The following is a 21,698-nucleotide window of genomic DNA, read 5'->3' as shown; positions in this document are numbered from 1 at the left end:
CAGATATTTAATATAGTTGTAACCTATGTTAACCCTCTGTTATAACTTAGTTTAAACTCTATTTATACATTATAAAATATAAATAATGCATGAACATCTCATGGAGATGACGTAAACAACTAAAGAAATACAGTTGGAAATTGATGGAGTGAAAAAGAAAAAAGGGGCAGAAAGCCCCTTTTTAGCGATTGAATTGTTTTAGATCCACAAACACCGGATAGCGGAAACAATTTTGGAAAACCACAGGTGCTGTTGTAAAATTATAAGCATATCGCCTGTTTTTATCCCGGACTCGAAGATTAAAGGGTACAATCCGTAAACCCAAACATTATTCAATCCATTCAAACCCTGTATAAGGTACCAGTACATCAGGTATCCTAATACCTTTTTCTGTCTGATTATCTTCCAACAGAGAAGCTACGATCCGGGGAAGGGCCAGGGCACTGCCATTGAGCGTATGGGCCAGCTGGGTTTTACTGTTTTCACCTTTAAAGCGCACTTTCAGGCGATTGCTTTGATACGTTTCGAAATTGGATACGGACGAGACTTCCAACCAGCGCTTCTGGGCAGCACTCCAAACTTCCATATCATAAGTCAACGCTGACGTAAATCCCATATCACCACCACAAAGTCGCAATACCCGATACGGCAAGTTCAACGCCTGGAGCAACGATTGCACATAGGTGCTCATTTCCTCCAACACCTCATAGGATTTGTCGGGATGCACGATTTGCACCACCTCGACCTTATCAAATTGATGCAGCCGATTCAGTCCACGTACGTGGGCACCGTAGGATCCTGCTTCCCTCCGGAAACAGGGTGTGTAGGCCGTCATTTTAATAGGAAAATCCGACTCTTTGATAATGGTATCGCGGTAGAGGTTGGTTACCGGCACCTCTGCCGTAGGAATCAGGTAAAGATTATCGATTCCAACGTGATACATCTGTCCTTCCTTGTCAGGCAACTGACCCGTACCAAAACCCGATGCTTCATTAATCAAAATAGGTGGCTGTACTTCTTTGTAGCCTGCCTTTGCCGCTTGATCAAGGAAAAAATTAATCATCGCGCGCTGCAAACGCGCTCCTTTACCTTTGTACACCGGGAATCCGGCACCGGTGACCTTGGTACCGAGTTCAAAGTCGATGATGTCGTATTTAGCTGCAAGTTCCCAGTGAGGTAACGCATCTTCCCCAAGTTCGGGGCGATGACCATGCTCCAGCACCACTTCGTTGTCTTCTGCGCCGACACCAGCTGGCACCGATTGATGCGGCAGATTAGGCAGAAGCACCAATTTTTCATACAAATCTGCTTCTACCACCGCCTGCTCATCGGCCAGCTTTTTCTGTTGTTCTTTATATCCGCCGGAACGGGCCTTAATTGCATCCGCTTCGTCGCGCTGACCCCGCCGCATCAGTTCGCCGATCTGCCGTGCCGCCGCATTGGCCTCCGCAGCAATGGAATCCGACTCGGTCTGGAGCTGTCGACGGTGCTCATCAAGCGCAATCACTTCGTCTACCAATTCCAGCGCTTTGAAGTTCCGGATTGCCAATCGTTCGACCACACGGTCACGGTTTTCGCGGATATAATTAACTTGCAACATATTTTCGTCTATTTATTTACTTTTATCGGTGACGAAGCTGTCATGATTTTTTTTGAAAACCATGAGGGTTTCGTTTAATTTGTGTCGGCAAACTTAGATAAACTTACTTTTATATGCAATACAAACACGATTGCCTATAAAAGTAAGTGATCGGTCTCTCCGCTGCCATTGAGAGACCATTTTAACTAGCGGAAAAATAATAAAAAATGCTTTACCTTGTTCCCACTCCGATCGGCAATTTGGAAGACATGACCCTACGGGCCATCCGCATCCTGAAAGAGGCCGATGTCATCCTCGCCGAAGACACCCGTACCAGTGCTCCATTACTCAAGCATTTCGGCATCGAAAAAAAAGCCTATGCCCATCATCAGCACAACGAGCACAAAGCCGTTAATGAGGTGATCCGCTTCCTGAAAGAAGGCCAGACCGTCGCCTTAATTTCTGACGCGGGCACACCGGCGATATCCGATCCGGGGTTTCTTTTGGTGCGTGAAGCTATTAAAAATGGCATTGGGATCCAGTGTCTGCCTGGTGCCACGGCTTTCGTTCCCGCATTGGTAGCTTCGGGCTTTCCGTGCGACCGGTTTTGCTTCGAGGGCTTTCTTCCGGTAAAAAAAGGACGTCAAACGCGATTGAAAGCGTTAGTCGATGAAAACCGAACGATGGTCTTTTATGAGTCGCCACACCGGCTCTTGAAGACACTGCTGGAGTTTGCCGATACCTTCGGCGAAGAACGGTTGGCTTCCGTATCGCGCGAAATCAGTAAGGTGTTTGAAGAGACCGTGCGGGGTACGCTTAGTGAATTGATCGCACATTTTGAGGCAAATCCCATCAAGGGCGAATTCGTGGTTTGTGTACAGGGTTTTTAACTGGCTCTTTTTCCCTGCATTAAGCGGTTAATTGCTTCACGAAAAGAGCCTGCTCTTGTCACTTCTCCGAGGTTGACAAAAAATATCTCATCTGCATTTTCGATGGTATTTAAGCGGTGAGCAATGATCACCAACGTAGTTTCTTCCGGTAACTTCTTCAAGATTTTTTCCAGCAGCTGTTCCGTAACCGTATCAATATTTGCAGTTGCTTCATCGAGAATGAGTAGTTCCGGATCTCTCAATACTGCGCGAATAAATGCGATGACCTGCTTCACCCCGAGACTGAGGTTATCCGCATTGGATGAAACTACCGTGTCAAGACCCCGATCAAAGACAGACAAGAGTTCTTCCAGACCTTTGACGTTGATTAGCTCTTTCAGTTGCTCATCCGTATAGGCGTTATACATACCATTGCCATAAAGAATATTTTCTTTTACTGTTCCGCTGAACAAAAAGGGTTCTTGGAGGATAAAGCCAATTTTCTGTGCAAGTTCCGCCGGTTCATAGGACCGGATATCCCTGCCTTTTAACAGCACAACGCCCTGCGTCGGATCATATAGACGAGCCATCAACGACGCAGTGGTCGTCTTACCACCGCCCGTGGGGCCCACCAACGCGTAAGTCTTTCCTTTTTCCAAGCGGAGATTGATGTCATGAAGGATTTCCTTACCATTCGGATAAGCGAAATGCACCTGTTTAAATTCCAGTAAGGCACTAAAAGTTTCCGCAGCTTCGACGGTAACCCTATTTAAATTGGTTTCTAAGGACAGAATCTGTGAAATCCGATCCCAGCCTGCCATGGCAACTTGAAAGCTCGACCAAAGCGAAGCAAGCTGCCTTAATGGGTGATAGAAATTAACACAATAGGCGAGGTAGCTTACCAATAATCCAACCGTAAACTCGCCAATGGTAATTAAATAAATCCCAAAAGCCAAAACAGTTAATTGCGCTAAACTGGAAAACAGGCTATAAACCGGAAGGAAAATCGTATTGGCCAATCCGGCGCGAATTGCAGTACCATAGTATTCCTTATTAGTTTCGTCGAAGCGCTTTCGAAAATAGTCACGGCGATTAAAGGCAACGATCACTTTAAAATTATCCAGGCTTTCCTGGATTTCTGCACTCATACTGCCGGTACTTTTCAGGTTAAGGGCATTCTTCTTCTTTACCCAGGGAGATACTACTTTTGTAAAAAGCAGAATAAAGATTGCTGGACTCAATGCCGCCAATCCCAGTTTGACATTTATGACCAATAAAAAGATTCCCGCACCGGTCATCGTAGCGATGCTACCGATAAACTGCGTCAATGCCTGAGAAAAAAACTGATTTAGTTTATCGGTGTCATTATTAACGCGCGAGATGAGGTCACCGGCTTTATTCTGATTAAAGAAAGCTACCGGTAGCCGCTGCAGTTTATTAAAGATCGCATTGCGAAGGGTAAATAATAAACGCTGCCCGATACTACCCATCAACTTTGTTTGCAAGTAACTTGTTAAAAGCACCGCTAAATACATGCCTAATAAGATCGCGGAGAACACAAATAGGCCGTGGTACTGTTTCGTTATCACATAGGCATCGATTGTATGTCCTATTATATAAGGCCCCAGCAAATTCAACGTAGCGTTAATCAATATCGTCAATAGCGCTAAGAGCAGGTTTTTTCGTTCATGCGCTATCAACCTCAATAACCGTTTAAGGGAAGAGACCGTAGACGTTTTGTGTTCCTTCGCCGTTAATTGATTTAGGTTATAGTTCATAGTGGCTCGTGCTTTTTTGTGAATTGGAAATCTGTATATATTCCGGGCTTGTCTGCATTAATTCCTGATGTTTCCCTATGGCTAAAATTTCTCCGTCCATTAGTAAAATCAGCTGATCGTAATTTTCCACAGAAGCAATCTTCTGTGTAACCGAAATCAGTGTTAAATCGGGGTAATTATGCTGGATATTTTCCAAAATCCGCTGCTCGGTCTTATGATCTACACGGGCAGTAAAATCATCGAGCAATAAAATTTTCGGATTTAGCGCCAATGCCCGTGCCAGCATAACACGCTGTTTTTGCCCGCCCGAAAGACTGCCCCCCCGTTCGGAAACAACGGTATCTAATTTATCTGGCAATTCGTTGATGAAATTTTCGAGTTCGGCCGTAGCGACGGCTTTTCGCAATGAATCATCTGTCACGCTATCGCTAAATGCTATGTTCTCTCGAATACTCATGTTAAAAATAATACTATCCTGGAAAACAAAACCAAGCTGCTGATGAAAACAGTCGGCATCATAGGCTTGGATAGGACGACCGTCCAATGTGATCACTCCTGTGTCAGGCTGTATCAGTCCGGTAAGCAAGTACAATAATTGGGTTTTACCCGCTGCTGTAGGACCTATAATAGCTGTTTTTGTTCCGGGCTTTACCTCAAATGAAATTGCTTTCAAAACGGGCTGCTGCCCATAATTAACAGACACAGCGGCTAACCGGATTGCCCCTTTTAAATCTGCTGTTATCGTACCCCCTTCTCCTACATCCGGTGCCGTTAGTACGCGATTGATACGTTCGTAGGAAGCTGTAGCCTGTGCAATTACATTGCTCATAAAACCTATGACTAAAATAGGAAAGATCAGCAGTGCCAAATAACTACTAAAGGCTGCGAAATCGCCAAGGCTCATACCGCCCGAAATCACAAAATGGCCACCCAACATTAGTATAGCCAATCCGGCCATGTTAGCGGTAAAAATAATGATGGGAATAAGCGCTGCAAATAAGCGAAGGATGGAAAGCCCAAACTCTTTTGCTTTCGTGTTGGCTTCCAGAAATTTCCCATACTCCAATTGTTGCGAATTGATTACCCGAATGATCGCGGCGCCTAAAATGCTTTCATTAATTATTCTATTGAGCCAATCAATAACGGCCCTGCTTTGAATAAATAGTGCCCGCACTTTACGTAATACCAGAAAAAAAGTAACGCCAATAATTGGAATGATGGCAATTACGGCGAGTGCCAATTTCCAGTTAATGGTTAGCAATAATATGCTCGCACCGATAATAATAAACAACGAGGAAACGATGGAAACAATGGCTTGGGCGACAAACAGCTTAATCGAATCCACATCTGCCGTTAAGTTGGTTAATAATTTGGAGGGGTTGGCTTCTTTAATAAAGGCAAACGACTGTCCGGATATTTTATACGCGAGTTGCGTGCGCAAATCCCGCGCTACTTTTTCGGAAACGTAGGTTTGCAAAATGCTTTGCAAATAGGTGCATACAAAGATGATAAAGACAACGATACAGAACTCTGTAATAAGGGTAGGGTAAGAAAAATGATGGTCGCGATACGCATCTATGCCATTACCGATAAGCTTAGGAATCCATAGGTTTAAACCATTGCTGAAAAAAGCAAATAACAGCAGCAACGTCAATAAGAATGTATAAGGTTTTAATAGACTAAAAATACCTGAATCCTTTTTTCTATTCCTTAAAGGCTTCCTCATTTTCTAAAATTTTATGTTCGATTTCCGTGCTATGGTTTAATTTAAAGACGAGTGAGCGACAAATATATTACAACGGTTATTCCTTTTTAAACAATCCTGCTATTTGTAACATTACTTTTTCTGAAAAAAGGGTTTTAGGGAAGTTTCGCCCGATGAACCGCCTTTCAATAAATCTTTGCTAACTTAGCAAGCAGAAATATCGAATAGACATCGGGCAAGATGATGAACATTGATCGGTACATCAACGACGGACAGGATCCCAAAGTAGTAGAAAAATTGTTGTTGAAGCTGCAGGACATGCTGGCTGAAGAAGAACAGGTACGTTATGTCGCTGTGCAGAAAATGCCTGCGGTGACGTTGTTTCCCGATAGTATCGCCCTGACTGACAAGCATATTTTTTTCTGCCGGTCTACCAAACTCGGACTCGCCACGGATTTTGATATCTTCTCGTTGGATGATGTCATTGACATCACATTTAAAGAAGGCTTACTCAGCTCAAAATTGTCTGTGACACTTTCGGAAGCCGATCCGTTGGAGATGAGCCACATCCCCAAGAGCCAAGCGCGAAAACTCTACCAGCTGGGTCAAGAAGCCCGTGACAGGCAACGGACGGCGGAAGCGCAAAACATCGAAGAACCCCACGTGAAGATCGTAGCACCCGTTGAGACCGATGACGAGCTTACGCTCCGGCTGAAAAAGCTGAAATCATTGTTTGAGCGGCAGCTGATTACGCAGGAGGAATACGAAAACAAGAAAAGCGAACTCTTATCCCAACTTTAACCGTGAAAAAGAATTATTTATTGGCGCTGCTGAGTGCTTTTCTCCTGTGGTTGGCATGGCCCCCCATCCCCTACACCGCCCCCCTCCTATGGGTTGCGTTTATTCCGCTATTATTTGCCCTGGAGAACGTTATGCGGGGCGATTACCGGAAAAAGGGTATGAAAGTGTTTTGGTTGGGCGGACTGACAGGGGTGGTATGGAACACCGCCTCGATCTACTGGGTATTCAATGCGATGAATGCGGTGATGCCCGTGTATGCTGCCGCATTTGTTTCCCTCATTCCGTTCTGCTTGGCCGCATTGTTGATGGCGCTCGCTTTCCGCTTATATTACCAATTGCGCAAGTGCTATCCCATCGGATGGTCACTTACGGGGCTGGTTTGTTTTTGGATTGCCTACGAATATCTGCACCAGACGTGGGACCTTGCGTTCCCGTGGATGACGTTGGGCAACGGCTTTGCCAATACACATCAGCTGATACAATGGTATGAATACACGGGCGTATACGGCGGTACTGTATGGATTTGGGCGCTCAACATCTTGCTATTTCTATCAATCTTATCTGCGCGTGACGGTTTTGCGCGTTCACACCGGCGGAAACTGCTGGTTGCGGTAATTGTGCTGATCGGCGTACCCTCTTTTTGGTCATTGTGGCGGTATACCACCTATGAAGAACGTGAAAACCCCTCTAATGTGGTGGTTGTACAACCAAATATCGATCCCTATGGCAAATTCACCTTTCTGACACCGGAATCGCAGCTAGACAATCTTATCAGGCTATCCGAATCCATTGCCCAGCCAAATACGGAATTCTTTATCTGGCCAGAAACGGCCATTGCCCGGCAGGGTGGTTTTGACGAGGATCGCTTTTACGAACATCCCACCTTTTTGCACATCCAACAATTCTTGGATACTTATAAAAACGGGAACGTGCTTTCGGGCATCGAGGGATACCGGATTTACAACAGTCCGCAAACATCTACGGCACGTGCCTTCGATGGCGTCTATTACGATGCCTTTAATTCGGCTGTGCTCATCGAAAATTCGGCAAAATTACAATACTATCACAAATCGAAACTGGTTGCAGGTGCCGAGCAGTTTCCGTTTGCAGGAGCATTAGCCTTCATGAAACCCCTTTTTAAGGGATTCGGAGGTACCACCGGAAGTTATGGCCGGCAGGACAAGCCATCGGTTTTCTATTCACAGAGCGGTATCGGTGCGGCACCTGTAATTTGTTATGAATCGATTTGGGGCGACTATGTAGCGAAGTACATCGAACAGGGCGCTCAGTTCATTGCCATCGTTACCAACGATGGCTGGTGGGGTGACACGGCGGGCAAGGACCAACACCTCGCCTACGCCAAATTGCGGGCGATTGAGACACGCCGTTGGGTGGCTCGGTCGGCCAATACAGGTATTTCTGCATTCATCAATCAACGCGGTGATGCGGTGCAAAGAACCAAATGGTGGGTATCTACCGCCATCAAACAAGACATCAACCTTAATGAAGAAATCACATTTTATGTCAAAACAGGAGATTATTTTGCCTATGCAGGATGTGGAGGTAGCTTGGCTTTCGGTCTCATGATCCTGTTCGCACTCGCAAAACGTAAAAATAATCGGTAACTTTGTACATGTTCACAGGCATCATTGAAACCATCGGCACCGTATCACACCTCGACCGCGAGGCAGGCAACCTGCACATAACCATTGCATCTTCGTTAGCGGACGAACTGAAGATCGACCAGAGTGTGTCGCACAACGGAGTTTGCCTGACGGTGGTCGGCGTATCACCCGGCGAACATATAGTCACCGCTATTGCGGAGACCCTGCTTAAAAGCAATCTGGACAGCTTGCAGATGGGGAGTGAAGTTAACCTCGAGCGCTGCACCAAAGTAGGCGACCGATTGGACGGTCATATCGTACAGGGACATGTAGACCAGACCGCGCGCTGCTTATCTGTGGAAGATCAACGGGGCAGTTGGTTGTACACCTTCCATTACGACGATGCGCCGGGTAATGTAACGGTAGAGAAAGGATCCATCACGGTCAATGGCATCAGTCTTACGGTGGTGAATTCACAACACAATCAATTTTCCGTCGCGATCATTCCGTATACGTACGAGCATACTAACCTCAAAGAAGTAAAACCGGGCGACGATGTCAACCTCGAATTTGACATTGTCGGGAAATACGTGGCTCGCTTGATGGAAATGCGCCGTTAAGCGCTCCGTTCATCTTTCGGATCGCCACCGTCAAACGGATTCCCCGTTGAGGCAGCATTGACGATACGCATTTCCTGCTGGGGATAGGGAATGGTGATGTTGTTGGAATCAAGCGCCTTCTTTATCTCTTCAAAGTTATCACAATACGCGTTCCAATACGCATCTTTTGGTGCCCACGCCCAGATGATCAGATTGACGGAACTATCGGCCAATTCCCCGACATGGACCTCCGGCTTTGGCGTCCCCATTATCCGACTATCGGCTTTCAGCACCGCTAAAATGACTTCCCGCGCCTCCTTGATGTTGGATTCATAGCTGATACCGATTTTATACTCGATACGCCTTTTGGTGATGCTGGAATAATTGGTGATCACCGAATTGGCCAACGGCCCATTGGGCGCGAATACGGCAATGCCGTCGGCCGTCCGCAACGTCGTGTAAAGAATATCGATCTTTTCCACCGTCCCCGATGCACCGGCAGCACTGCTTACGTAATCCCCCACCCGGAATGGGCGGAAAAGCAAGATCAGTACACCACCCGCAAAATTGGAAAGACTGCCCTGAAGGGCTAGACCGATGGACAAACTAGCTGCACCCAGAACAGCGACGAACGAGGTAGTCTGGATTCCTACCATCGAGGCTACCGAAATGATAAGCATGGTGTACAAGATGAACTTGACGATGCTGGCCACAAAATCGCGGAGCGAAAGATCTACATTCCGCCGCTCAAACCGGTTGCGAAGGATTTTCAGAATGAGCTGGATAAACCAGCCCCCCACGAACAACAGGATGATCGCGAGTATCAGACCTGGTATCCGCGACATTACCGCTTCAATGATCCGGTCCAGTGCAAGTTCCATTTTTTCCATAGACTGTAAAATTAAGAAATCGGAATGAATTAGCGAAGGTGCTGATTTGGTCTTTCAGCCTGCCGCTCGCAAGCTAGGATCCGCTGCGCTTTGCTTGCGTCTCAACAAGGCTTGCGCTGCAGCAGACGTGAAATACAAATACGACCCAGATACAATCCGGATACTTTGGATATCATCGGATTGTTTCTTATTTTTGTATAAATCGATCTAAAAACTGGAAATAAATAAACACTCCCGATTCACTGAACGGTGACCATGGATTGGAAAACCACTATCAACGGCTTCAAACATTACCTCCAATTGGAGCGCGCCATGTCTGCCAACACGGTGGAGGCATACCTAGATGATGTAACCAAACTACAACAGTTTGCAGAGCCACAAGATATACAACCCCCAGCCATTACTCCATCACAACTACAGGATTTCCTTACGTGGATTAACGGATTCGGACTTTCTGCATATAGCCAAGCTCGCATCCTTTCCGGCATCAAGACGTTTTATCTTTTTATGGCGCTGGAGCATGGATTGGTTGAAAATCCCACGGCACTTATCCAAGCACCGCGCTTAGGGCGCAAGATACCCGATATTCTTAATATCACGGAAATCGATAGCCTCATTGGCGCCATAGACCTATCGGCGGCCGAAGGGATGCGTAACAAGGCCATGCTCGAAGTGCTGTATGGCTGCGGCCTCCGGGTGAGCGAATTGGTGGGCCTCAAAATTTCCAACCTGTTTCTTGACGTGGAATTTATCAAAGTCGAAGGCAAAGGAAGCAAAGAACGTCTTGTGCCCATTGGTACACAAGCTGCCAAATACCTTCATATTTACCTGGAAGAAACACGCGTACACCAAAAAATCAAACCGGGTTGCAACGATTTCGTATTCCTGAACCGTCGGGGATCGCCATTGACCCGGGTAATGGTATTCATTATCATCAAAGACCTAGCGGCGAAAATCGGGTTGACAAAAAAAATCAGTCCGCATACCTTCCGCCACTCCTTTGCCAGCCACCTCGTAGAGGGTGGTGCTGACCTTCGCGCGGTACAGGAAATGCTTGGACACGAAAGCATTACAACTACCGAAATCTACACGCATATAGACCGGGATTACCTACGGTCTGTCATTATACAATACCATCCACGCTCTTAATGGTTATGGTTAATGGTTAATGGGACCTGCCAGGAATTAACAATTTACGAGTAACCATTGATCATTAAAATAAACTTTGTTGCATTTAATTTGGATATTAACGCAACTATGTTGAAATTTGTCGCCGTTGATAACGAACGCAGATGCAGCTCAAAACGCTATTTACTTTTATTATAGTTGGCTTATCTCTTACGGCAGGCTATGCTCAAACTTCTACATGTACCTTTACCATCCGAGGCCGGGTGGTGGATAGCGATACGCAACTCCCCCTATCGGGCGTAACCTTGAAAATCAGTCCCGGTACGCAGCAACTACGTTCCGACGGACATGGGTATTTTCGGTTTTCACAGCTTTGCGGAGATGTCTACTACACGATTACGGCGACCAGTGTAGGATTTGACAGCCTCGTTACGGAAGTTCCGGTTGAAAAAGACGAAACACTTACACTCAAGCTCCATCACGGTCATATTCTATTGCACGATGTGAATGTGGTGGGTCATCAGCAAACCGTGTCTACCGCGAATCCCGTACGGACCGTTGCCCGTGAGCAGGTGGCACAGGTGCAAGGCAAAACGCTGGCTGATATTTTCAGCACACTACCGGGAGTGAGTATGCTCCAAACCGGCACAACGATTGCAAAACCGGTGATCAACGGCATGCACAGCAACCGCATCGTCATCCTGAATAACGGTATCCGGCAAGAAGGGCAGCAATGGGGCAGCGAGCATGCTCCAGAAATCGATCCGTTTGTTGCCAAAGATTTCAAACTGGTAAAGGGAGCCGAGGGGGTTCGCTATGGCGCGGATGCGATCGGTGGGGTTATCATCACCGCGCCCGCTCCCCTGCCCATCGATCCCCATTTGTCTGGCGAACTGAACACTATCTATCAGACGAACGGTCGCGGCGGTGTACTATCGGGGATGCTGCAATCGGGCGTTAAAGCTATTCCGGGGTTCGCCTGGCGCGTACAGGGCACTGCCAAACGGAGCGGCAATGTACGCACCGCCGATTATTACGTGGGCAATACCGGGCTGGCTGAATACAACGCTTCCGGCGCGTTACGCTATACTCATACGCAATCTGTCTTCGAGGCATATTACAGTCGTTTCTATACTTCACTCGGTATTTTCACCGGTGCACATGTCGGTACTGTTGACGACATACAGGCGCGTGTCGAAGCGGGCAGACCTTTTGAGACCTACCCGTTCACCTATGACATCGGTGCACCCCGGCAGCGTGTCATACATGACCTCGGTAAGCTTAAATGGCACCGCGATGATGTCCGTGGAGGAAGTTCAGACATTCAATACGGCATTCAGCGCAACCACCGACAAGAATATGACATCCGCCGTGGAGGCAGGGATGCGTTGCCCATGCTGGATATGGTGCTTACCACCCAAACACTCGATGCAAACTACCAAACACCGCTTTATGCCAACTGGCGTACCCAGGTGGGCACGAACCTAACACTGCAGGTCAACAACAATGTACCCGGCACGTTGAACACTCCTCTTATCCCTAACTACGACAGTTTCACGGGCGGACTTTTTGCGATCCAACGGCTCATCAGGGAAAGGCATGAGTGGGAACTGGGTATCCGTTATGATTTTAAAAACTTTGATGCAGCCGGCTTCGACAAGTACCAGCATCTGTACGGTGGCCGACGTGATTTCCACAATGTGAGTGGTTCCTTCGGTGGTGTCTGGCACCCCGCGGCGGAATGGCAATTGCGCAGCAACATCGGCCTCGCCTGGCGTGCACCCAATGCAAATGAGTTGTACAGCAACGGACTGCACCACGGCGCGGCACTTTACGAAATCGGCGACGCGGAACTGAGTAGCGAACACGGATACAAATGGGTGGTTAGTCCATCCTATGCGCGCGGTGCGGTAACCGTCGACTTCGACCTCTACGCACAGTATATCCAGGATTACATTTATGCACAGCCATCGCCCGGCGAATTCTTACAGACGATCCGGGGAACATTTCCGGTATTCCGATATAAACAGACCCATGCTACTTTTTTGGGTGCAGATTTTTCTTTCCAATACACGTTATTAGACCGTGTGAATTATACCCTTAATGCTTCGATTATCCGTGCGCGCGATATAACCAACGATGTATACCTGCCTTACATTCCATCCGACCGGTTTGACCACCGCCTGCGCTGGCAGCTACCGCTGAACAGCAAGGTGACCAGCAACACTTACGTTACGTTTGCACACCAATGGGTGTTAAAGCAAAACCGATACGAGCCGGGTACGGATTATGCGCCACCACCCCCAGCTTATCATATTTTCTCAGCATATGCAGGCAGTCAGCTTGCCCTGGGCAATCACCCCCTGGAAGTGGGTATGTCCATAAACAATTTATTCAATGAACTTTATAAAGAGTACATGAACAGATTCCGCTATTATAGTCATGGACTAGGTCGGGAGATCAGTATCCGGCTGTCTTATTCATTTTAATAATCATATCACCCTATTTTTAAGATAGTTATAAAAATAAATATAAATAAGCTGTTTACAATAATTTAATTGATTAGTTATGAAACACCCTTTTAAATCCCTGTTTGTTCTGCTTTTATCTACAGGATTTCTAGCGTTTACATCCTCATGCAGCAAAGACGATCCAGAACCGGAAGTCCCTCAAGAAGAAATCGGCTCGGCAACGTTGACATTTACGGAAGTTGAATGGCATGACGATCATGCCCACGACCTGGAAGATCCGGAAATTGTGGAAGTAACATTTGACGAAGACGGACTACCTCCGGTGGGTGTCCATCTACACCTGGATGCTGGGAAAACTTACCGCCTTACGCTCAGTGCCACGGATTTCGTAGGCCGAGAAGGTGCTGAACAAGAGTTCTTGGACGATTCCGATATTCACCAGATTTTCTTCCTTGGTGCTCCGGAAGGCGTGCTAGACTACCAATATGCCGATGCTGACAACAAGCAGGTCGGCGTAACGGGTTATCTACATGTGTTGAAACCATCGGACTCGTTTACGTTTAACGTTGTACTGCGTCACTTAAATGAAGGGGTAAAAGCCAATATCACCCCCGACGATTGGAACAATCCTAACTATACGCAATTCAGCGGAGTGAACGACCTTGACCTGAACGTAGAAATCCACGTGGTCGATGGCGATCATGACGACCACGATCACGAATAATCTGATTGAAACAAAGGTGACGTCGGATTAAGACAAAGATTATCTGACGTTACCTTTATTCAAGAAATCCAACACTTTATCATTATGTTCTGCCGCATTCATCAATGCCCGGTAGTTAAAAGCAATTTTTCCGTCAAGTCCCACTACAAACGTTTCACGCCCGGTAAGAAAAAGTACATTCTTCACACCGAACTGCTTCAGCACCCGGTTACCGGGATCACTGAGTAATGTAAAGGGGAGCCGGTGTTTTTCCGCAAATGCCTTGTGGCTTTCGGCACTTCCTGAATTGATACCGATGACCTTGGCGCCGGCATCGGTATAGTCGGCAAAACTATCGCGGAACGCACAAGCTTCTTTGGTACAACCCGGACTTTCATCTTTCGGATAAAAATAGATGACCAGTTTTTCCTTACCGATGTAATCTGCAATAGCTACTTCGTGGCCATTCTGGTCCTTTAGGACAAAATGGGGCACTTGATCCCCGATTTCCAATGTTTCCATACGATTCGATTTTGCATCATGCTCCTGTGCACATGCTACAGCCACACTGGCTGATACCATTGCCATTAAGATGATGTTTCCCAGTTTATTCGCCACGTTGCCTCCTTGCTTTATCGAGCCGGATCATCGCACCAAAATCGAGCCCCATTGCCATGGCTTCCACCGTCATAGCGATGCGCTTGGCGCGGGTAGGTTCTGTTTTAGCGCCATTGATGTGATTAAGGAAATAATTACGATGCGATTTGGGCAATGCCTTAAATCGCTCCATCAAATTCCCTTCATCGTCCGACAAGCATATTTCCAGATCTTCGGGTATCTCGATTACAAATTCCCGGTCTTCCTCCAACCGGAGGGAGAGAAAATCCCCTACGCCCTTTTTCAGCATCTTTCGCATGGTGCCGTTGATGGCCAGGATAAAAACACCTTCCCCTTTGGGCATAAGGGCCAGTCCAGAAAAAGACTGTCCATCAATCTCCCCCCGCACCCGATAGACCTGTCGGCAACCGGGCTTCAATTGCTCGGAAATGGTTTGCGGCACATCGATATAAGCCCACCCCGTCATCGCCGGACCTTGTTGATGTCCAGATCGTTCTATAAGTGCCCGAAATTCCACCATACTAACACCCTTCGTTATTCGATATAAAACACTTTATTATCAACCTCTAATTCAGTCAGTTGAACGGATTTGTTAAACAATCCATACACCGCCGAACCACTGCCACTCATGGAGGCAAACAGTGCCCCGCTTTGGTATAAATTCTCTTTAATGGTTGCAATTACAGGATGTACCGCAAAAATACCTGCTTCGAAATCGTTAACGATCGCATCGCGCCACGTGGCCACGGGATGGCTGATGGCCGATTTCAACTGGCGGCTGGCCGGATCTGGCGTAACCGCCCGATAGGCCTCCGCTGTTGAAACATGCACCGGGGGTTTTACCACTACCACGTGATAGCCCGATAGATCTACCTCGATGTCCTCAAAGACATCTCCGATTCCTGTGGCCAATACCGGCGTGTTACGGATAAAGAAAGCACAGTCAGCTCCCAACCGGCGCGCATAGCCGAGCAACTGGGACTCGGCGAGTCCCAGTTCGAACTTGTCATTCAGCAACGTTAGGAGAAACGCGGCATCTGCCGAGCCTCCTCCCAATCCTGCACCGATGGGGATGGTTTTATGGAGGTAAATGCACACTGGAGGCAAATCGTAGGCTTCTGCAAGCAACCGGTAAGCGCGCAGGCATAGGTTGTCTTTCGCATCCCCGGGAATCGGTATCCCAGAAGGGATAAAGCGTGTATCGGTGGCTTCGACGACCTCTAGCACATCATACATCTTCAGTGGATAAAAGACCGTTTCGAGCTGATGGTATCCATCCTCTCTGCGGCTGAGCACCTGCAAGCCGATATTGATTTTGGCATTAGCAAAAGCGATCATCTAAATTTCAGTTAGCAAAGGGAACCTTATGTACCCTCGATCACAAATATACAGGTTCACCACACAAATCTCGCATCTTTGGATGATTGCCTGCAAACAATGTGCAGCGTCAGTTGTTACTAGACGGAACAGCAACATTGAACAATGAATCTACGCTCCTATTTCGGCCTATTTTGTATAGTCGGTTTCCTTTCCTGCGGTTTCCTTTCCTGTCAAAACAGCGCACAAACCGAACAGCGCACAACGGGTGATACGCTCTCGCGCGCGGAAAAGCCGCTTCCAGCGGATCAGGAGCAGAAATATTGCTTTCTTCGGACAGAGGGGACCCAGCAACAGGATTCGTCCTATATCCAATTGGCGATCCGAAAAGAAACGGTTAGCGGGGTTTACAATATCATTCCGGCCGAAAAGGATGCGCGTCGGGGCACGGTGCTGGGTAAAGCCGAAGACGGCGTACTCGATCTGGTATGGACGTTTATGCAAGAAGGTAGTCAGGACACGATGCGGGTGGTGTTTGCATTACGGGACGGTAAACTCATGCAGAAACCCTTATCGGTAGACGCAGCTAGCGGCCGGCAAGTCACACGCGACACCAGTGATTTTTCGGTGATGTACGAGCCTGTGGACTGTGTGGCAGACTAACGGAGGAGGCTGTGCTGGCTGGCAGTAAACAGATCGCGCCATATGCGGTTTATTTCAGTGGAAGCGTCTGCAGCAGCCAGCCCGGTATACGGATACAGCAACGTCACCAGTTCATGGCAAAGGCGTACCAGCTTCCGACTTTGGTCACTTACCGTATGGAGAACTGCTGAAGACGGTTGTCCTTTCTCCACCAATTCACTCCACGATGTATCAACCGCCTGATAAAATGACGCACTTGTATCGGAGAGTTTTGCCTGCACGTTTTCGGCTAGTTTAACCATCGGGTCTTTGATTAAATCCTCCGCGCAAGAGATAAAATGACGCGCCATACCCAACGTATTGGCCGCGAGTGTCGCTTCCGCGAATTGCAAAAAAGGGTATTGATAGATCAGCTGATCGAGCGTGGCATATTGGGGAGCGATGACGAACGCATGCGTTTCGTCTACCCAAAGGTCAGATACCTCAAAGGAGTGGCTGGCCGTGGCTCTCAATCCGAATGCGGGCCAATCTTCCACAATCCGCACATCATCCTTCGAAAAGAAAAACGACTTAACTACGGGATTTCCCGCTTTATCCAATACAGTTTCGCCATCGTGCTCTACGATACAACTGGCTGTAAAATGGGTTAAATGTGGCGCTCCGGTTGCATAGCGCCACTTTCCGGATACCCGGTAGCCGTTGTCTGCTAACGTAGCCGTTCCCGACGCATGGCCACTTCCCCCGAGACAAACGGTTCGGTCGGCAAACAGCGCTTGTGCAGTGGGCTGTTGCATGTACCCCACAAACAGGTTAGCTCCGGCACAGAGGGTCACCGTCCATCCCAAGCTGCCGTCTATCCACGCCAGTTCCTCTTCCAGCCGTATCCCTTCAGGCGCCGTCAATTCCAGTCCACCATAACACCGCGGTACAAAGAGCTTAAACCAACGCTGGTTGTAAATGATATCCAATTGCTCCGGTATAAGCCGGCCATCGACCTCGGCGCGGTCTGACAGATTACGCAGTTGATGTACAAGTTCTTCAGCGATCATGTAAGTGCCTTTTCTCCACGAATGATACGTTTCCACTCGAAATAACCGAAAATAGCCACGATAAACAAAAACAGGGTCAATAAAGCATACAAATGTAGCCCTTTATAGACGAGTAACGGAATAGCTATTGCATTGCTGATGTTGAGCCATACCCAATTTTCAATTTTGCGTTTGGCCAATAGCCACATGCCAGCCCATGCAGTGGCGCTCACCCAAGCGTCCCATGCTGGTACCGTTGAATCGGTGAAATGAATCAATGTGTAGTACAATAGCGGAAAACCAACGGCAACGATGCCAATTGCAACGATCCATTCCTTCTTACCCGAGTAATCCGCCTTCACCGGTGGCTCGTCTTTGCGTGTTACCCAATAAGCCCATCCGTAGATACTCATCGTCAGGTAATACAGGTTCAATAGAATTTCGGCATACAGCCCCGCCTCGTACAGCACATAAAGCGTAATCAAAATACTGGCAATCCCGAACGGATACAGCATTACTTTGTTGGCTTTCGCTAGCAATACCTGCACAACGCCACAAATGACTCCAATGAGCTGGAGAAGAAAGAACCAGTCGGTCGTAAGCACCGCCCCTACCATTAAACGGATTCGAGGGTGGGTTCGAGTTTCAGGATCGCTGTCGAACGCTCGCGAGTTTCCCGGCACAGCTGTTCGTTATTGGCAATGGATTGACCGAAGGAAGGGATCATTTCCTGTAATTTACTCAGATACTGAGCGGTTTTGGCTCGTTCCGGAAAGCATCGTGCGAGCAGGTCGACCATAATAGAAACAGACGTAGATGCGCCGGGCGAAGCACCCAGCAACGCGGCGATGGAACCATCCGCACTGCTTACGACCTCGGTACCGAATTCCAGGATACCGCCATGTTTCTCATCTTTTTTGATCACCTGTACACGTTGTCCGGCAATTTCGAGTTCCCAATCTTCCATACGTGCGGTGGGCACGTATTCCCTCAATGCTTCCAGCCGGTCCTCTGGGCTTTGACGCACCTGATTAATCAAATATTTAGTCAACGGAATATTATCCATACCGGCTGCCAGCATCGGGCGGATGTTGTTAAGCTTAATGGATGCCGGTAAATCAAGCCACGAGCCATTTTTGAGAAATTTGGTAGAGAAGCCCGCGTAAGGCCCGAATAAAAGGGCCAATTTGCCGTCGATGACACGCGTATCCAAGTGGGGCACCGACATGGGGGGTGACCCTACCGCCGCTTTTCCGTATACCTTTGCATGGTGCTGCGCGATGACACTGGGATTAGTGCACTTCAGCCACTGCCCGCTTACGGGAAACCCACCGAAACCTTTCGCTTCCGGTATACCCGACTTCTCCAGCAGCAGTAGCGACCCACCTCCTGCGCCGATAAACACAAACTTGGCGGTTACCGTACGCTTCCGATCGGTAGTCAGGTTTTTCACCGTTACCTCCCAGCGCCCGTCAGCTGCCCGTTCGATATCACGTACTTCATGTGCCAGCCGGAGTTTCACACCTTCCTTTTCCATCAGGTGACGAAACAGGGCTCGCGTCAATGCGCCGAAATTGACATCGGTACCGATGTCGATCTTCGTCGCTGCCAGCAATTCTTTTTTGGTTCGTCCCTCCATCATCAATGGAATCCATTCCTTTAGCAGCGCATGGTCTTCTGTATAGTCCATTCCCTGAAAGAGATGGTGCTCTTTCATCGTCTCGAACCGTCTTTTAAGAAAGGCGACATTTTCCTTACCAAACACAAAGCTCATATGCGGAATGCTACGGATAAAGCTTTCCGGGCGGTCTACCAAGCCATTGGCAACAAGGTACGACCAAAATTCCTTCGATTGCTCAAATGACTCCGCAATCTTGATGGCCTTGGTGATATCGACGGACCCATCGGGGCGTTGAGGTGTGTAATTGAGTTCGCAAAGGGCCGAATGCCCCGTCCCGGCATTGTTCCACGCATCGGAACTTTCGGCAGCTACCTCATCCAATCGCTCAAAGATTTCAATACTTGCACGGGGGTGCAATTCGTTAATTAAGGTGCCGAGGGTGGCACTCATGATGCCCGCGCCGATAAGAATGACATCCACCTCATCGGCGGTTTTTTTTATTCTTTTACCCATTCTATTAAAATTGCCGCAAAATTAGTGACAGAATTCAGAAAATCGCCAACTTTCTAACATTAATTACAAAATTTTAACAATAAGATTATCAGCGATCGCTTTCAATAACTCCTGCAAGACATTCCCGGGGAAGCGTCTCTTTGAATTTTTCCGGGAGATGAGTACCGAAACTCAGCAATTGCCGGCAATTAATTAAGATGCTTGGCTGGCCGGCCCACCCGTCGTTTCGGGAGTGTTGGGTGCTTGATCTTTATTTTGTTTCTTAAAGCGCCGCTTTTTCTTTTTCTTGGGCGCTCCCTCGGTTGCTGCATCAGCTATTGCAGGCGCATTACCATCGGTGCTTTCCCCTTTCGGCTGATCGGCGTGGGTCGACTTACGACCGGATTTACTGCCGGATTTCCGATTTTTCCTCGGATGACGACTCCCGCGTTTCGGCTGTGCCTGATCCGGAATGCCAGCATCGCTTTCGATCCCTTCCGGTAAGGCTGTCTCTTCTACCTTTCTGTCCATTAACCGTTCTATGGCAAGGAAGCGGCGCTGATCGCGATGGTTAACAAAAGTGATAGCGGTACCCGTCCGTTCCGCACGAGCGGTACGGCCTACACGGTGTATATAATCTTCGGGATCGGGTGGTACATCGTAATTCACCACCAGATCGATGCCTTCCACGTCAATCCCCCGGGACAGCACATCAGTTCCGATCAATATCGGAAGTTGCTTGTTTTTGAACCGGAGAAGTATTTGTTCCCGCTCTTCCTGCGCTAGGTCGGAGTGAAAAGGCTGCACAGTCAGCCCCAGTCGGGTCAGCTCCCTGCCCAAACTTTTCACCTTTTCTTTGGTAGACGAAAACACGATCACGCTCCGGTAATTCCCACTTTGAAGAATTTGTTTCAGCAACGGCGTTTTCTGTCCGTCACCTACCCGATATTGCTGCTGAAGAATACCTTCTGCAGGCTTGGAAATTGCGATGTTTACTTGCTTGGGTTGTTTCAACAGCGTTTTGGCAAATGTCCTGATTTTAGGCGGCATGGTTGCCGAAAAGAGCATGGTCTGCCGCTCGGTGGGCAGCTGACGTACAATCCGGTTGATGTCATCTTTGAATCCCATGTCCAGCATGCGGTCGGCCTCATCAAGCACCAGGAATTTGATCTCATCCAACCGGACGATACCCGAACTGATATGCGCAATGAGCCTTCCGGGTGTAGCGATTACGATATCCACCCCTTCGCGAAGCGCCCTCCGCTGCTGTTCGTAGCCAATCCCGTCGCCCCCGCCATAAATGGCGATAGACGTAATGCCGGTGAAGTACGCGAGGCCTTCGACCTGCTGGTCGATCTGCATCGCCAGCTCACGCGTGGGTGCCAGTATCAACGCGCTGATCGGCGGACGCTGATCGATGCGGCATATCGCATCCATTACCGGAAGCAGATAGGATGCAGTTTTTCCCGTACCTGTCTGTGCGCAGGCGATCAGATCGTGCTGTTCTTGGATAATCGGAATCGTTTCTGCTTGTATGGGGGTGGGCGTTTTGAAACCCATGCTATTCAGACCTTCAAAAAGGTTGCTGTCAAAATTAAAATCGGTAAATATCAACGTATGTAAATTAATTTATTTATACCAATGTTTGTACCAATGATGGTGCAAAAGTACACAATTTTCGAGGATTTTCTTGCAGAGTTGCTGAGTTGCGGAATTGCTAAGGTGCTGAATTGCAAAACTGCGACTTTGCGAAACCGCGACTTTGCGGAATCGTCAGGATGAAACCTTTTAATCCAACAGCCAGACTTCAATGTCAAATTTCCGTTAACAAACCATATCGCCATCGATTTTTC

19 protein-coding genes are annotated in these 21,698 nt (G+C 48.0%); 8 read left to right on the top strand and 11 right to left on the bottom strand.

All coding sequences use genetic code 11. The features are described 5' to 3' along the window. Positions 1–328 precede the first annotated feature (328 nt). On the bottom strand, positions 329–1,600 hold the full coding sequence (gene serS, locus BMZ56_RS02505) for a serine--tRNA ligase (protein WP_090623771.1): 1,272 nt from the start codon (positions 1,598–1,600) through the stop codon (positions 329–331). Positions 1,601–1,806: 206 nt separating this feature from the next. On the opposite strand from serS, the gene rsmI reads away from it, so the two are divergent. Next, positions 1,807–2,469 (top strand): 16S rRNA (cytidine(1402)-2'-O)-methyltransferase, encoded by a 663-nt coding sequence (gene rsmI / locus BMZ56_RS02500; protein WP_090623768.1) that lies wholly within the window; start codon positions 1,807–1,809, stop codon positions 2,467–2,469. Here rsmI and BMZ56_RS02495 read toward each other — a convergent pair. Next, entirely contained in the window at positions 2,466–4,226 is a 1,761-nt protein-coding gene (locus BMZ56_RS02495; RefSeq protein WP_090623765.1) for an ABC transporter ATP-binding protein, read from the bottom strand. The two genes, rsmI and BMZ56_RS02495, sit on opposite strands and share 4 nt — an antisense overlap. Continuing rightward, positions 4,216–5,952: an ABC transporter ATP-binding protein gene (locus tag BMZ56_RS02490; protein WP_090623762.1), complete on the bottom strand. Its 1,737-nt coding sequence runs from the start codon at positions 5,950–5,952 to the stop codon at positions 4,216–4,218. The genes BMZ56_RS02495 and BMZ56_RS02490 overlap by 11 nt, the downstream gene beginning before the upstream one ends. Positions 5,953–6,171: 219 nt before the next feature. Here BMZ56_RS02490 and BMZ56_RS02485 point away from each other — a divergent pair, with 219 nt between their 5' ends. The 3 genes from BMZ56_RS02485 to BMZ56_RS02475 are packed head-to-tail and all read left to right on the top strand — an operon-like array spanning position 6,172 to position 8,956. Next, positions 6,172–6,732 (top strand): PH domain-containing protein, encoded by a 561-nt coding sequence (locus BMZ56_RS02485; RefSeq protein WP_245893045.1) that lies wholly within the window; start codon positions 6,172–6,174, stop codon positions 6,730–6,732. A 2-nt stretch (positions 6,733–6,734) separates the two neighbouring features. After that, positions 6,735–8,357 (top strand): apolipoprotein N-acyltransferase, encoded by a 1,623-nt coding sequence (gene lnt, locus BMZ56_RS02480; RefSeq protein ID WP_090623758.1) that lies wholly within the window; start codon positions 6,735–6,737, stop codon positions 8,355–8,357. Positions 8,358–8,365: 8 nt separating this feature from the next. Continuing rightward, complete coding sequence (locus tag BMZ56_RS02475; protein WP_090623755.1) at positions 8,366–8,956, top strand: riboflavin synthase; 591 nt, start codon at positions 8,366–8,368, stop codon at positions 8,954–8,956. On the opposite strand, the gene BMZ56_RS02470 is transcribed toward BMZ56_RS02475, so the two are convergent. Next, entirely contained in the window at positions 8,953–9,825 is an 873-nt protein-coding gene (locus BMZ56_RS02470; protein ID WP_090623752.1) for a mechanosensitive ion channel family protein, read from the bottom strand. The two genes, BMZ56_RS02475 and BMZ56_RS02470, sit on opposite strands and share 4 nt — an antisense overlap. Positions 9,826–10,080: 255 nt before the next feature. Here BMZ56_RS02470 and xerD point away from each other — a divergent pair, with 255 nt between their 5' ends. The 3 genes from xerD to BMZ56_RS02455 all read left to right on the top strand — a co-directional run bounded on the left by xerD (position 10,081) and on the right by BMZ56_RS02455 (position 14,148). Then, entirely contained in the window at positions 10,081–10,974 is an 894-nt protein-coding gene (gene xerD, locus BMZ56_RS02465) for a site-specific tyrosine recombinase XerD (RefSeq protein ID WP_090623749.1), read from the top strand. A gap of 143 nt (positions 10,975–11,117) precedes the next feature. Next, entirely contained in the window at positions 11,118–13,442 is a 2,325-nt protein-coding gene (locus tag BMZ56_RS02460) for a TonB-dependent receptor (protein ID WP_090623746.1), read from the top strand. A 79-nt stretch (positions 13,443–13,521) separates the two neighbouring features. Next, a complete protein-coding gene (locus BMZ56_RS02455) occupies positions 13,522–14,148 on the top strand; it encodes a hypothetical protein (RefSeq protein WP_090623743.1) in 627 nt (208 codons plus the stop codon). 39 nt (positions 14,149–14,187) lie between these two features. Here the strand turns inward: BMZ56_RS02455 and BMZ56_RS02450 are convergent, their stop codons facing one another. The 3 genes from BMZ56_RS02450 to ispE are packed head-to-tail and all read right to left on the bottom strand — an operon-like array spanning position 14,188 to position 16,083. Continuing rightward, a complete protein-coding gene (locus BMZ56_RS02450; protein ID WP_218146433.1) occupies positions 14,188–14,715 on the bottom strand; it encodes a peroxiredoxin in 528 nt (175 codons plus the stop codon). 19 nt (positions 14,716–14,734) lie between these two features. Further along, positions 14,735–15,265 carry a YdeI/OmpD-associated family protein gene (locus tag BMZ56_RS02445; protein WP_090623739.1) on the bottom strand — a complete coding sequence of 177 codons (531 nt, stop codon included), beginning with the start codon at positions 15,263–15,265 and terminating at the stop codon, positions 14,735–14,737. A 14-nt stretch (positions 15,266–15,279) separates the two neighbouring features. Then, positions 15,280–16,083, bottom strand: a complete 804-nt coding sequence (gene ispE / locus BMZ56_RS02440; protein WP_090623736.1) for a 4-(cytidine 5'-diphospho)-2-C-methyl-D-erythritol kinase — start codon at positions 16,081–16,083, stop codon at positions 15,280–15,282. Positions 16,084–16,227: 144 nt separating this feature from the next. Here ispE and BMZ56_RS02435 point away from each other — a divergent pair, with 144 nt between their 5' ends. Further along, a complete protein-coding gene (locus tag BMZ56_RS02435; protein WP_090623733.1) occupies positions 16,228–16,725 on the top strand; it encodes a hypothetical protein in 498 nt (165 codons plus the stop codon). On the opposite strand, the gene BMZ56_RS02430 is transcribed toward BMZ56_RS02435, so the two are convergent. The 4 genes from BMZ56_RS02430 to BMZ56_RS02415 all read right to left on the bottom strand — a co-directional run bounded on the left by BMZ56_RS02430 (position 16,722) and on the right by BMZ56_RS02415 (position 21,459). After that, a complete protein-coding gene (locus BMZ56_RS02430) occupies positions 16,722–17,753 on the bottom strand; it encodes an acyl-CoA dehydrogenase family protein (protein WP_090623730.1) in 1,032 nt (343 codons plus the stop codon). The two genes, BMZ56_RS02435 and BMZ56_RS02430, sit on opposite strands and share 4 nt — an antisense overlap. After that, positions 17,750–18,349, bottom strand: coding sequence for a nicotinamide riboside transporter PnuC (gene pnuC, locus BMZ56_RS02425; protein WP_090623727.1), 600 nt, complete (start codon positions 18,347–18,349; stop codon positions 17,750–17,752). The genes BMZ56_RS02430 and pnuC overlap by 4 nt, the downstream gene beginning before the upstream one ends. Beyond that, complete coding sequence (locus tag BMZ56_RS02420; protein ID WP_090623724.1) at positions 18,349–19,866, bottom strand: malate:quinone oxidoreductase; 1,518 nt, start codon at positions 19,864–19,866, stop codon at positions 18,349–18,351. The genes pnuC and BMZ56_RS02420 overlap by 1 nt, the downstream gene beginning before the upstream one ends. A gap of 192 nt (positions 19,867–20,058) precedes the next feature. Further along, positions 20,059–21,459: a DEAD/DEAH box helicase gene (locus tag BMZ56_RS02415; RefSeq protein WP_177195006.1), complete on the bottom strand. Its 1,401-nt coding sequence runs from the start codon at positions 21,457–21,459 to the stop codon at positions 20,059–20,061. Positions 21,460–21,698: the final 239 nt, after the last annotated feature.

Origin of the sequence: Parapedobacter indicus, from assembly GCF_900113765.1 — a bacterium.
Taxonomy (GTDB): Bacteria; Bacteroidota; Bacteroidia; order Sphingobacteriales; family Sphingobacteriaceae; genus Parapedobacter; species Parapedobacter indicus.
Note: the sequence above shows the minus strand (reverse complement) of the source record. Positions and strands in the feature narration are given on the sequence as shown.